A 16,509-nucleotide genomic window follows, 5' to 3' on the forward strand; every position below is an offset into this window, starting at 1 on the left:
TGCAAAAGTAGGCGGCTGTTTGTTCAGTTGGTTACGAGATTGGGAACAGAATCCATTTGATAACATTTCTATTGCGAATTTGTACCCTGCCCTGCTTACTTTTGTAGCATAAAGTAAACTGAATTATGAAAAAGTGGATTCTTGTATTGTTGTTATTACCGGTTTTTGCTGAAGCGCAAAGCAAACGAAAACTTCGAATTGCTGCAGAAAAAGAGAAAGCAATAACAGAATCCAACTTGCTAAAACATGTACAGTACCTGGCTGATGATAAGCTGGAGGGAAGAAGAACAGGAACTGCAGGAGAGTTGCTGGCCATGGAGTATATAATTGGTTATTATAAAACCCTGAGCATTGAACCTAAAGGATCCAATGGCTTTGTTCAGGAATTTGAAATTAATGAGGGACTGCAATTGGATGCACAGAATGAATTTAAAATAAACGGACACCCACTTGAGTTGCAGGAAGAGTATTTTCCAATGGCCTTCAGTGCCAGAATAGCTGCAAAGGGTAAACCTGCACTTGCTCTATCTGAAGCAGGACAGCCATGGTTCAAAGACCTGAAAGAATTACTGGAAGAAAACAAACAGAATCCTCATTTTGACATAGAAGAAACCATCAAGAAGTTGGCAAAAGAAGCCGCAGCTAAAAAAGCAACTGCCTTTATCATATACAATTCTGGAACACAGGTAGATAATGTTCAGTTTAACAAAAACGATAACTCCCAGCTTCTGCCTATTCCTGTTATCTATGTAAAACCGGCAGCTGTAAAAAAATATTTTTCAGATCTTTCAGCGAGTTTGCAAATTGAATTGCAGGTTTCACTTAGCAGTAAAATCAGAAAAGCAAGAAACATAATTGCATACATCAATAACAATGCAAGCAATACAGTAGTATTAGGAGCGCATTATGATCATTTAGGCTATGGAGAAGACAAAAATGCGTTGGATGCTGTACATGCAGTTCATAACGGAGCAGATGATAATGCCAGTGGTACTGCAGCCTTGCTTGAGCTGGCGAGAAAGCTGAAAAACCAGTCACCTAAAGCAAATAATTATTTGCTGATTCATTTTTCAGGAGAAGAGCTTGGATTGATGGGAAGTAAATATTGGTTGGAAAATCCAACCATCCAAACTTCGGCCAACTACATGATTAATATGGATATGGTGGGCAGGTATGATACTGCAAGAAAACTAACCATTGGTGGATATGGTACTTCTCCTGTATGGGGAAATATGGTTCCTGAACTTGCCAAAAATTTGGCTTTTAAACTGGATAGTGCCGGCACAGGTCCCAGTGATCATGCCAGTTTCTACAGAAAGGATATACCTGTATTATTTTTCTTTACCGGAAGCCATCCTGATTATCACAAATCAACGGATGATTGGGATAAAATCAACTATCAGGGAATTACTGAGATTGTTCAGCTAATCTATAAAATAGTGGAATCAGCCGATAGTAAAGGCAAGCTCGATTTTACCAAAACAAGAGAGCAGCAAATGGGAAGAAGCAACCGTTTTACAGTTAGTTTAGGGGTAATTCCAGATTACGGTTATACGGGAACGGGAATGCGGATTGATGGAGCAAGTGCTGGTAAACTAGCTGAAAAAATTGGATTAAAAGCGGGGGATGTTTTATTGCAACTGGGAGACTACAAGTTTGTAGATGTAAACAGCTACATGCAATCTTTATCTAAATTTAAAAAGGGAGACAAAACAAGATTGATTTATAAAAGGGGTACAGAGGAAATTTCCGTAGAAGTAGAATTTTAAATTTTTCTATGAAATTAAAACTGGACGTTGATGAATTAAATGAGGATTTCTTTGAGGAAACCCGTTTATTAGGTATAACTGCAACCATAAAGAATTATCAGTTCTGTATGCAGTTAAACGCCAGTCTTGGGTATGATTTCAGATTAAATCCTGAACTGGAAATTCAATTATTCAAAAAGAACCGTAATTATTTTTTCTCCATTTATCAGTTTAAAGAATACAATTCTCCACTTACACATTACTTATATCAAAATCAATATGACGGGGAGTATCTGCTTCCCGAATTCAAACATATGGACTTTCTGTGGCTGATGAAATATGATTGGGTAGATGATGAAAAATGCAACTGGATTAAAAATACCGTACGTAATTTATCTGGCGTACAACTGGTAGCGGAATTAACCAATGAGCAAATAAAAAACAAAGGGAATATGGTTTTTTAAAATTCCGATCAGGATACTGTAATTCTTTTTTCTCCTGCGGGATGAAAGTGCCCGATTGGATTCGCAAATTCTCCCAGATTTTGGTCTTTTAAAATTGATTCAAATTCATTTCTAGCATCGGGTGCAACAGCAATAAGCAGTCCTCCATTGGTTTGAGGATCCGGCAAAATCGAAAAGGCCTGCATCACATCCACTCCTTTCTCAAAACTTACCTGACTGCTGTAGGCATTCCAGTTTCTGTAAGTTGCATCAGGTACTATTCTTTTTGCCAGGTATTTTTTACTTGCTTCAATGATCGGAACTTGATTGTAATAAAGGGTTACGCCAAGTTTACTGCCTTCTGCCATTTCCATCAGATGACCTATCAACCCAAAACCGGTAACATCTGTCATTGCATGAACAGATTCCAGAGGTCCTAATTGCTGCCCTATATTGTTCAGCTTATTTAGTTGTTTCAAAAGCAATTCAAAATCTAATTCTTCTAATGCTTCTTTTTTCTGAGCAGTCGATAAGATTCCCACACCGAGTGGTTTGGTTAAATACAACAAATCTCCATCCTGTGCCGTATTGTTCTTTTTTAAATGGCTAATTGAAATGGTACCATTTACAGATAAACCAAAAATGGGCTCTGTGGTATCTACGCTATGACCGCCTGCAAGTGGAATTCCAGCTTCTGCACATATACTTCTACCCCCTTCAATCACCCTTTGGGCCACTTCGGCACCTATTTTCTCAATAGGCCAGCCTAATATTGCGAGTGCCATAATCGGTTGGCCACCCATGGCATATATATCACTGATGGCATTTGCTGCAGCGATTCTTCCAAATTGGTAAGGATCATCTACTATTGGCATGAAAAAGTCGGTAGTGCTAATCAATCCTGTACCGTTTCCCATATCGTATACGGCTGCATCGTCTTTGCTGGAGTTTCCTACCAATAAATTGGGATAGTTGATTGGTTGTATGTCTGTTCTCAGAATGCTGTCTAAAACTGCTGGTGCAATTTTACAGCCACAGCCTGCACCGTGTGAATATTGGGTTAATTTAATTGCTGACATACCGATAATTTCAGCAAAAGTAAAAGCAAAATATGGGATACGGGTAAAAATGAAGAAAGCTGCAATCTTATGACGCAGCTTCCTTACCCCCCAATTGTTACGTGATAAATATTAAAATACTGTTTGTAACATGGTAAAATTGTTGCTTTTTTAAATGCGTTTTTGTCTTTTTACATGAACCCCCCCATTTCTTTCACGAACACCCCTATTTCTTTCATAAAGCGGTCTAATCATTTAAAATCAACCATTTATATTAAATTGTTATTTAATTGATGTTACATGCGGTATTTTATTTTTCTGATTGGTTTTTTGATAGGGGCAGCTAAATTAAATGCGCAATTTCCTTATGTTCAAAAGTTCAATTATCCTGCACAGCTTCCTACACAGGTTATTTATGATATGCTGGCAGATAATAAGGGATATATATGGCTGGCCACAGACAAAGGATTATTCAAGTTCAACGGAAGATTATTTGTTAAAATACCTTTTGATATAACTAGTATGCAGTCCGTTAGTTATTTGCAACAGGATGATCAGGGAAGAATATGGTGCATGAATTTTTACAAGGAATTGTTTTCACTACAGAATGATACCTTAAGGAATTACCAGTTTAAGGATACACGAATAAAGAATGAATCTGTTATTGTTAATTATACAGCAACCAAAGATCATATCTGGTTTGCTTCACTGGAAAATCTGTATCAGATTAATAAGCATACAGGAGAAACCATTGAACGAATATATTCTCCGGAGTATTTGGGCATCACTTCTTTAATAAGGAATGGCGAGGAAGTTGTGGCGTATGGAGCCAAGGGATGGATATTTACTTATCCTTCCAAAAAGCCTGGCTGGACTAAAACATCATTTACCTATAATGATACGAGAATGATGTCTTCTGGGAAATACATTTACGGTACACAAATTGGTAAATCAAGATTGCCTGTATTTACGGTTAAAAAAGGAGTACTTAAACTAACAAAACCATTTGAAATTTCTGACGATGTGCTGGTATTTCATTTTGCATCCACTTCAGATACTGAACAATGGATTTGTACACAGACGGGTGCCTATTTGTGGAATGTAGAAACTGGTAAAACAAATCTTGTGTTCCCCAATCAGAGTATTACAGATATTGTAAAAGACTATCAGGGCAATTACTGGATTAGTACGCTGGATAATGGACTTTTTGTGTGCCCATCTTTAAATAATAAACTTTATACTATTAATGCAGGAAATGGATTTGATAATATTTCAAGGGTAACAACCATTAATAAGGACACGATTGTAACTGGTAATACAAAGGGGATGCTTACTGCATTTAATTTGTCAAAAGAAAGCAGAATGCACTATCAGTTGCCAATTTCTACAGAAATCCAGTTTATTAATTATGATCCCATAGACAAAGTAGTATTTTCTAACAGAGGCATTATTGATTTTCGCTCCACTAAACCCATCAGAGAAATAGATTATGGAAAGAGCGTTTTCAGAGACCCTAATAAAAATCTGATTGTTGCTTCCTATAATAGAACTTATGTGTTAAACAATCCAATGGGTAAAAATCCCGATGCTACCCCGGATACCACAGGAATACCCTTGTATAGTCATTACATGAAGGAAAATATCTTTAGAAAAGGATTGCGTATACCTGTTTTCCGTAATGCTAGAAGTACCAAAACCTTACTCTCTAAAACAGGTAAATACTTCTGGATAGCCTATTATGATGATTTGTATCGTTATAGTTTTAGTGATAGTACTTTTGTTGTTCGAAAAAGAAATAATCAGAAAATAGTTGCCAGAACTTTATTTGAGACCAGTGATTTATTGTTATTGGCAGGTACCTCTAACGAGGGTCTCTTCGTTATAAAAAATGATAAGATCTTACAAAGGTTTTATACTGGTAATGGTCTTAAAAGCAATAACATAAAATCGATTGCTGAAAAAGATGGAAAAATCTGGGTGAATACAGACGAAACACTTCAGATTATTGATTTAAAAACAGGAGTAATCACGAATTTACTTGACGAATATGGATTGGCCGGACTTACTGTCAATGATTTTTCGCTACATCCCAATAAACTGATTCTGGCAACAACAGTAGGGTTGGTTGTAAATGACTACAGAGGTAAGCCGGTAAATGAATCCATATATTTTCCTGTACTGAAAGCAATATCTAATGGGGTTGAATTAGAAAACAAACAGGAACTATCTTCTGAAAAAAATAATATCAGTTTTTATTTTGATGCTATCCAGTATAAAACACCAACCAACCTGCTTTACCGATACAAGTTAACAGGAATTGATACTAGCTGGAAAACCTTAAGCTATAGTATAGGAAACCTAAATTTTTATCAACTTCCTCCGGGAAAGTATGAATTTAAAATTCAGGCATACGACAAAAACGGTATTTATGAAAGTTCGTTGAAGACTTTTCAATTTAGCATTCTTCCCCCTTTCTGGCAACGTTGGTGGTTCATATTGTTGGTATTGGTCCTTACCGGATTTCTTATTTATCTTTTTTTCAAAGCCTGGTCTAAGCGGTTAATATTGAGACAAGGGCTGAAAGAAAGATTATTCAAAAGCCAGCTAGTGGCAATTCGCTCCCAGATGAATCCGCATTTTATTTACAATGTGCTTAATACAGTTCAAGGTTTATTGTATGACAATCGTAAGGCTGAAGTAGGCAATTTGCTCGCGAACTTTAGTGACTTGATGCGCAAAACACTTCAGTCAAGTGACCAGCAACATCATTCTTTAAAAGAAGAAATTGAAAATCTTTCCCTGTACCTTGAATTGGAAAAGGCAAGATTTGATAAGAATTTTGAGTATAGAATTGAGTTGAGTTTACAGGATGATCCTGCTGATTTAATTATTCCTTCTATGCTTTTGCAACCCTTTGCTGAAAATGCGGTAAAACATGGGTTGATGCATAAGTCTGGACAAAAAGAACTTATACTTCAGTTTAGCCAGACTGATCAGGGGTTGGATGTGTATATTATTGATAACGGCATCGGTAGAAAACAATCTGCGTTGATTAATCAGCGAAATAAAAGTAAGCCACAGAGCTTTGCTACCAAAGCAATTGCTGAAAGGATTGAGCTTTTCAACCGACTTTATAAGCAAAAAATATTACATACCGTAAAAGATCAGTTCGATGAACATAATTATCCTTCGGGAACAATCATACATTTGTTTATTCCCAGATATGAAGTAGACAAGGTTGATTTATAAAAGACTTTTAATACGCATCGTATTAGTTAACTTAGAAACATATGAATCCAATAAAAGCAATAATTGTTGATGATGAACCCAATGCACGAAAAGCATTGCGAGGGATGTTGAATGAACAATTTGAAGAAGTTTTGGTATTAGCAGATTGCGGAAATGTACCGGAAGCGGTTAAAATGATAAATAGATTTAAGCCAGACTTGATTTTTCTTGATATAGATATGCCTGGCTATAGTGGCTTTGAATTGTTGGATTTTTTTGATGAACAACAGATTTGGTTTAAAATAATTTTTGTTACAGCATACAGTGAATATTCCCTGAAGGCTTTTGAAAGTTCTGCTGTCGATTATATTTTAAAACCGGTCCGATTGGAACATATGAAAAGGGCATTGCGAAAAGTCAATATTAATTCTCCTAGCCCCATACAGTACAAGGTTTTAAGAGACAACTTCAATTTGCAAAATGAGCGAAAAGTTGTTTTACAGACTTCAGAAACAATTTATGTAGTAAATCAGGACGATATTATTTTTATACAAGCTGAAGGAAGTTATACGAAAATTGTAACTGTATCTCATGGAATTTTAACCATAACGAAAAAGCTCGCAGAGTTTGAGTATCTGGAAACGGATGCTTCTTTTTTCAGAGCGCATAGAAGTTATCTGGTTAACTTAAATCATATCAAAAGAATTGATAAAAGAGATTTCCTGTTGGTAATGAGTAATGAAGCCCAGGTTCAGCTAGCCCAGGACAAAAAAGCCCTCTTGATTGAGCGATTTACTGCATAGATGCTGTTATCCATTCAACGGTACCATGTGTAAACTGCATAGGAATGCCTCCTGTAACACATAGTTGCCCCTGTTGGTCTACCTTATCAATGGTATATACGGCTGTACTATTTCCCGTTTTCAACTTTACCCTTTGCCCTTTTTTGTAAAGTTTACAGTTGTAATCCTTCATTATTTCAGCAGGTCCTTCTGCATGCAACAATTGATTAAATCTTATTTCTAGATGAAGGCATAGCTCTTTGGCCAGTTCTACAGGATTGAGTTCTTTACCGGTAATCTGTCTTAATGAAACTGCCCTGGCAGTTGTTTTTGAAAAATGGGTTTGATTAATATTAATACCAATCCCTGCAATTGCGAAAGCCCAGCGTCCCTTGCTGATTTGGGTTTCAATTAATATCCCCCCTGCCTTTCTGTCACGCCAATATAAATCATTTGGCCACTTTATCGTCAGTTCCTCGTGAATATAGTTGGATAAAAAATCATGGGTTGCCAATGCAACAGCAGCACTAAGGGCAAACTGATCTCCCATATTTAGGGTGGAAGTATTCAGAATAACAGACAACAGAAGGTTTTTGCCCTCTTCAGATTCCCATTTTTTACCCATTTGTCCCTTGCCAGAAGTCTGCAGATCTGCAAAAAAAGCAGCCCCGTGTTCAGCCAATTTTGCCTGAAGTTGTTCCATGGCATAAATGTTGGTACTGTTTACCGCGGAAAGGTGGATAAACGGTACTCCAATCACAGTTTTAACACCTGAACCTGCCAAAGAATTACTATTTTTGACGAAGTTAACATGAATTTTTTTTAATAAAATACCGAAGCTATTTGGAACCTCTTTCACTATTGAAATCCCGCGAGAAAAAAACAGTTACCAAACTGACTAAAAATTCTAAGCTTTTTAAAACGATTATCCAGGCTATTTTGGATAAAAAAGGCGAAAATATTATCAGTTTAGACCTTAGAAAAATACCGGAAGCCTCGGCAGATTTTTTTATTGTTTGTGAAGCAAGTAGTACCACGCAGATAAAGGCAATTGCTGATTTTGTGGAAGATCAGGCAAAAAAACTTTGCGGTGAAGTTCCCTATCGCCATGAAGGCAAACAAGCAGCTCAGTGGGTACTGATCGATTATATCAATGTGGTGGTGCATGTGATGCACCCAGAAGCCAGAAACTTTTATAAATTAGAAGAAATGTGGAGCGATGCCGCTTCGCAAATGCATGAGTCCTGATCTTAACAAACTTTTAAATGGGCTCAATCATTATTATATATCACGAAAGAAGCTATGTCACAAAATAACCCGTTACCAAAAATAAGTCCTGATAAGGGAGATGGTCAAAAGAAAGGGCCTAAGTTTACGATATACTGGATTTATGCCATTATTGCTATTATACTGCTTTCTATGCAGTTCATGCGTATGTCTCCGGATCTGGCTTTAACCAGTCAGCAGGAATTTATTGATCAAATGCTGATTCCCGGGGATGTACAGAAAATTGATATTGTAAAAAACAAAGAAAAAGTCAGGGTTTACATTAAATCTGATCGCTTATCTAAGGATTTCTATGTTACCAAGTTTAAGAAGGATTTAAGTAAAGACAAAGCTAAGGTTCAGAACGTGCCTTTGTTTGAGTTCGAATTGACTGGTGATGTAAAAAATTTCAAGGATGATTTGAAAGAAGTATATATTTCTCATCCTGAATTGACAAGGGTTCCTGAAAAAGCAGTATCAGATCCTGAATGGTTCGGACCCATTTTCAATACCATGCTATCTCTATTATTCATTATTGGTGCCTGGGTACTATTAATGCGTAAAATGGGTGGTGGCGGCCCCGGTGGTGGTGGCCCTGGCGGTATTTTCAATATTGGTAAATCTAAGGCAACATTGTTTGATAAAGGCGCAAAAGTAAATATCACATTTGCAGATGTTGCTGGCTTAGATGAAGCAAAAGTGGAAGTGATGGAAATTGTAGACTTCCTGAAACAGCCTAAAAAATATACTTCACTGGGGGGTAAAATTCCTAAAGGAGCATTACTGGTTGGCCCTCCGGGAACAGGTAAAACCTTATTGGCAAAAGCAATGGCCGGAGAAGCGCAGGTTCCGTTCTTTAGTTTAAGCGGTTCCGATTTCGTAGAGATGTTTGTAGGGGTTGGAGCATCAAGAGTTAGAGATTTATTTAAACAGGCAAGGGAAAAAGCACCTTGTATCATATTCATTGATGAAATTGACGCAATTGGTAGAGCGAGAGGAAGAAATGCCATCATGAGTAATGATGAAAGAGAAAATACACTGAATCAGTTATTAGTTGAGATGGATGGATTTGGTGGAGATACCGGAATTATTATTTTGGCAGCAACCAACCGACCAGATGTACTGGACAGCGCCTTGTTAAGACCTGGCCGTTTCGACAGACAGATATCCATTGACAAACCAGATGTAAAAGGACGTGAGGCAATTTTAAAAGTACACTTAGGGCCTATCAAGGTATCTGAAACTTTAGACTTGCATAAACTTGCTGAACAAACCCCAGGTTTTGCAGGTGCAGATATTGCCAATGTATGTAATGAAGCAGCACTGATTGCAGCACGTAAAGGAAAAGATGCAGTAGACATGAGCGACTTCCAGGATGCCATTGACAGAGTAATTGGTGGTCTGGAAAAAAAGAACAAGATTATTGCTCCGCATGAAAAGTCAATTATTGCCTATCATGAAGCAGGTCACGCAGTTTGTGGGTGGTTCCTTGAACATGCTTATCCCTTATTAAAAGTAACCATAGTTCCAAGAGGCACTGCTGCATTGGGTTATGCTCAGTATACACCAACTGAACAGTATTTATATAATACAGATCAGTTGATGGATCAGATTTGTATGACTTTAGGCGGAAGAGCGGCGGAAGAAATTTTCTTTGGAAAAATCTCAACTGGTGCAGCCAATGACTTGCAGCAAATTACCAGAATTGCGTATAGCATGGTTACAGCATATGGTATGAATAAAAAGGTAGGTAATGTAAGTTTCTATGATCCCTCACAAGAGAACACATTTACAAAGCCATATAGTGAAGAGACAGGTAAAATTATTGACGAAGAAGTAAGAGGAATTATTGATCAGGCTTATCAGAGAACTTTAGATCTTTTAAAAGAGCGTAGAACAGAAGTGGAGCGGTTGGCGAAAGAGCTATTGGAAAAAGAAGTGCTGCATAAGAGTGATGTGGAAAGCCTGATTGGCAAGCGCCCATTCGAAGAGAAGAAAATTCTGGAAGTTGAGGAAGGAGACAAGCAAACTGATCATACAGATTCAACAACAATCTAATGGCAACTGCTAGAGATAATATTTTAAAAAAGATAAAACAGGCACTTGTTACTAAAGTGCCTGTTCCCTTTTCTACCCATACCGAAACTGCTGACTTATTTCAACCATCACAGAAAGAGCTTGAAATAGAGTTTGCCGAACATTTTACCAATTTACAGGGTAGGTTTTCGTTTTGCAGCAATCAGCAGGAACTAACAGAACAATTATCCCAATTGTTTTCTAGTAGGAAATGGGAAAGAATCTATTGTATTGACGAACAAATTAAGGACTCACTCATACTGAATGGTATGAACATTAATCCTTATAATGATTTAGCTGGTTGTGATGCTTCCATTACCGGTTGCGAATTGTTGGTAGCAAGAACAGGCAGTATTTTTTTGAGTAATACTACTTCAAGTGGCAGAACTACCAGTGTGTATGCACCTGTTCATATTTGTATTGCAAAAACATCTCAGCTGGTATATAGCCTGGAGCAGGCACTATTGCAACTAACGAATAAATATGGCAATCATTTGCCCTCTATGTTAAGTTTAGCAACAGGGCCAAGTAGAACTGCCGACATCGAAAAAACCCTGGTTGTGGGCGTTCATGGTCCTAAAGAAGTATATTGTTTTTTAATAGACGAATGAAAAATGAAACTTCATGGAACTTACTTGTCGTAATCTTTTTGTTTATGGTTCATTAAGAAGTGGGTTTAATAATCCAGCTTACGGTTATATCAGTAAATATTTTACACTGGTAGGAGAGGCCTTTGTTAACGGTAAATTATATCAGCTCCCTGATTTTCCGGCAGCAGTTCCTTCGGATCATTCATTAATCAAAGGAGAGTTGTACAGCATCAAAGTGCCATCAGAGTGTTCCTGGGCTTTTGCTCAATTAGATGATTATGAAGGAGTGCAGGCAGAAGAAGGAGAACATCCATTGTATAAAAGGGTTTTAACAACAGTATATCTGAATGATAAAGAAGAAAAGGCCTGGGTGTATTGGTATAATGGAAGTATAGAGCAGGGAAAACCCATTGCTGAAACTGATTTGCTGGCCTATCTAAAACAAAGAGGCCAATTATGAAATTGGAAGCTCATAAAAACAGGAAGATTTATTTTCTCTCAGATTTTCATTTGGGAGCACCCAACCATGAGTCAAGTCTGATTCGCGAAAAAAAAGTAGTTCAGTTTCTTGAATCAGTTAAGTCAACTGCTGCTGCCATTTTTATTGTTGGAGATATTTTTGATTTTTGGTTTGAATATAACAAAGCCATACCGAAGGGTTTTACCAGATTGCTGGGAAAACTTGCAGAGCTAAGTGATGCAGGTATTCCTATAACAGTGTTTACCGGGAACCATGATTTATGGATGGAAGGTTATTTTGAGAAAGAACTGAATATAAAAGTTTATCATGAACCACAACAGTTCAACTGGAATAATAAACAGTTTCTCGTAGGACATGGAGATGGGCTGGGCCCAGGTGATCATGGTTACAAATTCTTGAAAAAGATTTTTACAAATTCTTTTTGCAAAAGATTGTTCCGACTATTGCATCCTGATATTGGTATAGGACTTGCTGATTATTTCAGTAAAAAAAGCAAGGAGAAAACCGGAACTGCGGATGATCATTTTCTGGGAGAAGAAAATGAATGGCTGATTGTGTACTGTAAAGAAGAACTCAAAAAAGCCCATTATGATTATTTCATTTTCGGCCATCGGCATTTCCCTATTGACTTTACACTTTCCAATAGCAGTAGGTATATTAATCTGGGGGACTGGATTAAAAATTTTACCTATGCTGAGTTTGATGGGGAAGATATGCAATTGAAAAAATTTGAATCACCCAACTCCTTATGAAAGAATTACTCCAAAAAGTAGTACTGGATAATACCATACAAAGTTATTTGACTGTATTATTGATTATACTGGCAATTCTTTTAATTAAAAGAGTCCTTTCCAAATACCTTGCTAAACTCATGTTCAGAGCAGTTGGTAAAGCCGGGAAGCATGTAGCAAGAGAGTCTTTTTTGAATCTAGTTGTGCAGCCACTGGATTATTTTTTGCTTTTAGTTATCGCAATTATTACTCTTGATCAGCTAAAGTTTCCACGGATTTTAAACGTAAATGTTTACAGGGTATCTCTGAAGGCTGTACTTGATGCAATTGCTGACGGAGTTTTGATTTTTGTATTTATCTGGTTATGTATCCGGATTATTGAGTTCATTGCTTTGATTCTGGAACAAAAAGCCAATCAAACAGCTGACATGACCGATAACCAGCTGATTATTTTCTTTAAGGATTTCTTTAAGGCAATACTTGTTATTATTGGTATTTTAATGATACTGCGCTTCTCCTTTGATCAGGATATCAGTAATTTATTAACAGGACTAAGCATTGTAGGCGCAGCTTTAGCATTGGCTACAAGAGAAAGTCTTGAAAATTTAATTGCTTCCTTCATTATATTTTTTGACAAGCCGTTCAATACAGGAGATTTGGTTAAAGTGAACGGCTTTACGGGCACGATTGAAAAAATTGGTTTGAGAAGTACACGCATCCGTACAATGGAGAAGACTTATATTTCTGTACCTAATAAGCAAATGGTAGACACCATTGTTGATAATATATCATTAAGAACGCATAGAAAAGCAGAAATTAAAATTGAAATCGGATTAGACGCAACCACAAGTCAATTGACCGAGCTTATTGAAGCAGTAAGGAACTTGTTGTCAGCAAAACAGCTGGAAGGCATTGCGGTTCATTTGGTAGACACAGGTAAAAATGCCCATGTGGTTAATATTGAATATCTGCAATCAGTAGAGCAGCCCATGCAATCTTTTCTACAAGAAAAACAAGAGAATTTGTTGCAGATTATTGCAATAATGGAGGGAATGAAAATTCAAATGGCAGGTGCGTCAACAGATGTATTTGTTACCAATAGATCAGCTGTCTAATGAACTTTTCAGTTCAAGAAGGAACTTTTTAAAATTACCCAGCGTTTGCACAAGTAATGTCTCTGTATCTATCTTACTCTTGTTGGACTTTAGGTAGGCTTTAGCACCTTCAATGGAGAATTTTCTTTGTCTCAAAAGTAAATAAATAAGTTGCAGGTTCTTTATATCTTCTACTCTGAACAAACGATCCCCTTTTCTTGTTTTTCTGGGCTGTAATATATCAAATTCATTTTCCCAATATCTTAACAATGAAGTGTTCACTTTAAACCAGGAAGCAACCTCACTGATGGAATAGTATAGCTTTTGTTTCAGCATTTCATCAGTAGGTATGTCAATTAAATCAACAGCTGCATCCATTTCTTTAAATGATTTTCTACCTCTTTTGCCAGGCACTTTTATAGACTTTGAAGCCCTTACCTTAGTAACTTCCTTTTCCTTTTTAACCTTTACAACAATTTGATTATTGGCATAAATAACCGGGTCTACAGCTGAACTGTAATTGTCAACTTCAGGTGCTGGATCGGCTACCGGAGGGGCTGTCTTTTTTACTGGCTGCTTTTTGGGCTTTGCTGCAGGAGCCGCTTCAACGGGCATTCCAAATAAGTCCAGTTGTTGTAAAAGATTAGCCATGCTGTAAAATTAGTGCCAAATTCATCTAAAAACAGACGGGCAGGAGCTTTGGTGGAAAAGATGTAAGTATCTTGCAATCCTATGGAAATCAGAAAAATTGAAAGAATAGTGGTTTGTGGAGCGGGAACTATGGGGAGTGGAATAGCTCAGGTAGCTGCTACAGCTGGTTATCAGGTTGTACAATTCGATTTGAATGAGGCTGTTTTACTTGCAGCAAGTCAACGTATCCGTAAGAATCTTGAAAAACTGCAGGAGAAAGGAAAAATCACCCAGGAGGAATTTCAGGGAATTCTGAATAAAATTCAATTCACCAATCAGTTGACAGATTGTAAGGGAGAGCTGATCATTGAAGCTATTATAGAGAAAAAAGAAGCTAAAATAAATCTGTTCAATCAACTAATTACGGTGAATAGTCCGGATACCATTCTGGCATCAAATACTTCTTCAATATCCATTGATGCAATTGCTTCCGGTATTGATATTCCTGCCCAGCTGGTTGGGTTGCACTTTTTTAATCCTGCTCCTTTAATGAAACTGGTAGAAATTATTCAGGGAAAGGAAACCAATCCTGCTATTGTTCAATCAATGGTTTCGCTGGTAGCGTCCATGCAAAAAAAACCTGTAATCTGTAAGGATTCGCCCGGATTCATTGTAAACAGAGTGGCCAGACCTTATTACCTTGAATCCATGTACCTTGTGCAATCCGGGCAAGCAAACGTTGAACAGACAGATAAAGTGTTGGAAGCTGCCGGTTTTAAAATGGGTCCTTTTAAGTTAATGGATTTAATAGGACTCGATATTAATTACAGTGTCAGCACCATTGTATGGGAAGATCTGGGAAAACCAGAGAGGCTTAAACCTTCCATCATTCAGAAAGAAAAAATTGATCTGGGGCAGTATGGTGTGAAAACTAAAAAGGGATTTTATGACTATGAGTAAGCGTATAACAAGCTCTCAATGTTGTTTATAACTCTATATTCACTTCATTATCCCAGTTCGCTCTTACAGACAATGGTTTTGTTATTAATTGAACTATTTCAGGTTGACGTTTCACTTTCCCAAAAGCGCCTGTATCCCAGACTCCGTTTTTATTGGTGTCGTATAAAATCCGCATGTCAAAACTTCCCGATTTAAATAGCTTTCTGATTAGCTCACTGGAACTGAGTGGAATGGATTCAATGATTTTATCTGATTGAATAAACTGTAAAATTGGATTTTTTTGCAAATTGATATTATTGAACCGCAGTCTGATACTTCCGTATTCAGTTTCTTTTTTGGTTGTGAACTTCAAAGTATCAGATTTGATCAGCCCAATTCCTGCGGTATCTTCCACTGCATCTTTTGATACAATTAAATTAAATCTTGTTTGTTCCTTCCAGGGAAAATTGACGGTTAGGATGGTTCTGGTTGAATCCAGGCTGATTACAGCGGGTTTAACAGAGTTGAAACTAGAATCTGTTAATACCAATTTACTGCTATCTACTTTTTTGATTGGTTTTCCAAACTTTAACTCTAATGGTGACAACAAGTCCTGTGTGCCATTATCCAAACTATTGGTGAATTTTAAACGGGTATCTGTCTTTGAAACATTTGTTGCTGCTGAAGTAGCCTGCGCAGCTTTTCTTTTAAATGCTTCAAATACATAGAAAGTATCGGTAACTGTATTTGAATTAATAAGTAAAGGCGTTGACCTGAATGCAAATAGCTTGGTACTATCATCGTATTTTTTTGAAAAATCATTTGGCAATACATAAGCTGTATAATATCCACCAGACAAATTATTGAATTCAAATATTCCTTTTCCGTTGATTCTGGTAAAATACCTAGGTCGATTTTTAAAAATGGCAGTATCGCTGGTATTATTGTGCAGTAATACAATTAGAGTAGAATCAATACTTCCCTTCTCGGCCAATACTACTTTTCCACGATAACTGAAATTGTCTATTGTATTGCCGGTTGAAAAAATATATCTGAAATTCTTGATGATATTCCCTTCGTTAACATCTTTAATGGAATTGCCAAAATTAAGTGAGTAGGTGGTGTTGGCTTCTAAGCTGTCTTTAAACTTGATGGTTACATTTTTAAGCTTATTGTCAACTATGGGATTGTCTTTGATTGTTGGTGAAACAATCAGATTGCTATTTACATCTTGCAGACTAATATATTCATCAAATGTTAAAGTGATCAGCTTGGGTGAAACATTTATTGCCGAATCTTTAGGAAAAGCAGACACCAATACCGGTGGCAAACTGTCTCTGTCACCACCACTGGGTGGTATAATATTGGCACAGGATGTAAAGAAAAAAGATACAAGTAGTAATATCAAGTTAGTTCTATGATTCAGCATCAGCATTCGGCAAA

General features: G+C 37.0%; 15 protein-coding genes. 11 read left to right on the top strand and 4 right to left on the bottom strand.

The features are described from left to right. The first annotated feature begins 125 nt into the window (after nt 1-125). Both TEGAF0_RS11000 and TEGAF0_RS11005 read left to right on the top strand, forming a co-directional pair. Nucleotides 126-1,769 carry a M20/M25/M40 family metallo-hydrolase gene (locus TEGAF0_RS11000; protein WP_264898250.1) on the top strand — a complete coding sequence of 548 codons (1,644 nt, stop codon included), beginning with the start codon at nt 126-128 and terminating at the stop codon, nt 1,767-1,769. 8 nt (nt 1,770-1,777) lie between these two features. Next, entirely contained in the window at nt 1,778-2,212 is a 435-nt protein-coding gene (locus tag TEGAF0_RS11005) for an IPExxxVDY family protein (protein WP_026750843.1), read from the top strand. 8 nt (nt 2,213-2,220) lie between these two features. Here TEGAF0_RS11005 and selD read toward each other — a convergent pair whose 3' ends face one another. Further along, the gene (gene selD / locus TEGAF0_RS11010; RefSeq protein WP_264898251.1) at nt 2,221-3,270 is read right to left on the bottom strand and encodes a selenide, water dikinase SelD; all 1,050 of its coding nucleotides are present in this window, start codon (nt 3,268-3,270) and stop codon (nt 2,221-2,223) included. 279 nt (nt 3,271-3,549) lie between these two features. Here selD and TEGAF0_RS11015 point away from each other — a divergent pair, with 279 nt between their 5' ends. After that, a complete protein-coding gene (locus TEGAF0_RS11015) occupies nt 3,550-6,498 on the top strand; it encodes a sensor histidine kinase (protein WP_264898252.1) in 2,949 nt (982 codons plus the stop codon). 41 nt (nt 6,499-6,539) lie between these two features. Continuing rightward, nucleotides 6,540-7,280 carry a LytR/AlgR family response regulator transcription factor gene (locus tag TEGAF0_RS11020; RefSeq protein WP_264898253.1) on the top strand — a complete coding sequence of 247 codons (741 nt, stop codon included), beginning with the start codon at nt 6,540-6,542 and terminating at the stop codon, nt 7,278-7,280. On the opposite strand, the gene TEGAF0_RS11025 is transcribed toward TEGAF0_RS11020, so the two are convergent. Next, entirely contained in the window at nt 7,270-8,118 is an 849-nt protein-coding gene (locus tag TEGAF0_RS11025; protein WP_346347625.1) for a biotin--[acetyl-CoA-carboxylase] ligase, read from the bottom strand. The two genes, TEGAF0_RS11020 and TEGAF0_RS11025, sit on opposite strands and share 11 nt — an antisense overlap. Between TEGAF0_RS11025 and rsfS the strand changes: the two genes are divergently transcribed. The 6 genes from rsfS to TEGAF0_RS11055 are packed head-to-tail and all read left to right on the top strand — an operon-like array spanning nt 8,103 to nt 13,518. Next, a complete protein-coding gene (gene rsfS / locus TEGAF0_RS11030; protein ID WP_264898254.1) occupies nt 8,103-8,507 on the top strand; it encodes a ribosome silencing factor in 405 nt (134 codons plus the stop codon). The two genes, TEGAF0_RS11025 and rsfS, sit on opposite strands and share 16 nt — an antisense overlap. A gap of 54 nt (nt 8,508-8,561) precedes the next feature. Further along, nucleotides 8,562-10,583: an ATP-dependent zinc metalloprotease FtsH gene (ftsH, locus tag TEGAF0_RS11035; RefSeq protein WP_264898255.1), complete on the top strand. Its 2,022-nt coding sequence runs from the start codon at nt 8,562-8,564 to the stop codon at nt 10,581-10,583. Then, complete coding sequence (locus TEGAF0_RS11040; RefSeq protein WP_264898256.1) at nt 10,583-11,212, top strand: LutC/YkgG family protein; 630 nt, start codon at nt 10,583-10,585, stop codon at nt 11,210-11,212. Before ftsH ends, TEGAF0_RS11040 begins: the two co-directional genes overlap by 1 nt. A gap of 13 nt (nt 11,213-11,225) precedes the next feature. Next, entirely contained in the window at nt 11,226-11,651 is a 426-nt protein-coding gene (locus TEGAF0_RS11045; RefSeq protein ID WP_264898257.1) for a gamma-glutamylcyclotransferase family protein, read from the top strand. Beyond that, nucleotides 11,648-12,424 (top strand): UDP-2,3-diacylglucosamine diphosphatase, encoded by a 777-nt coding sequence (locus TEGAF0_RS11050; RefSeq protein ID WP_264898258.1) that lies wholly within the window; start codon nt 11,648-11,650, stop codon nt 12,422-12,424. The genes TEGAF0_RS11045 and TEGAF0_RS11050 overlap by 4 nt, the downstream gene beginning before the upstream one ends. Then, nucleotides 12,421-13,518: a mechanosensitive ion channel family protein gene (locus TEGAF0_RS11055; RefSeq protein WP_264898259.1), complete on the top strand. Its 1,098-nt coding sequence runs from the start codon at nt 12,421-12,423 to the stop codon at nt 13,516-13,518. Before TEGAF0_RS11050 ends, TEGAF0_RS11055 begins: the two co-directional genes overlap by 4 nt. On the opposite strand, the gene TEGAF0_RS11060 is transcribed toward TEGAF0_RS11055, so the two are convergent. Beyond that, entirely contained in the window at nt 13,507-14,148 is a 642-nt protein-coding gene (locus TEGAF0_RS11060) for a MerR family transcriptional regulator (RefSeq protein WP_264898260.1), read from the bottom strand. The genes TEGAF0_RS11055 and TEGAF0_RS11060 overlap by 12 nt on opposite strands. Nucleotides 14,149-14,229: 81 nt before the next feature. On the opposite strand from TEGAF0_RS11060, the gene TEGAF0_RS11065 reads away from it, so the two are divergent. Next, on the top strand, nt 14,230-15,087 hold the full coding sequence (locus tag TEGAF0_RS11065; RefSeq protein WP_264898261.1) for a 3-hydroxyacyl-CoA dehydrogenase family protein: 858 nt from the start codon (nt 14,230-14,232) through the stop codon (nt 15,085-15,087). Nucleotides 15,088-15,112: 25 nt separating this feature from the next. On the opposite strand, the gene TEGAF0_RS11070 is transcribed toward TEGAF0_RS11065, so the two are convergent. Beyond that, nucleotides 15,113-16,501 carry an Ig-like domain-containing domain gene (locus tag TEGAF0_RS11070; RefSeq protein ID WP_264898262.1) on the bottom strand — a complete coding sequence of 463 codons (1,389 nt, stop codon included), beginning with the start codon at nt 16,499-16,501 and terminating at the stop codon, nt 15,113-15,115. Nucleotides 16,502-16,509: the final 8 nt, after the last annotated feature.

The organism is Sediminibacterium sp. TEGAF015, from assembly GCF_025997995.1.
Classification (GTDB): domain Bacteria; phylum Bacteroidota; class Bacteroidia; order Chitinophagales; family Chitinophagaceae; genus Sediminibacterium.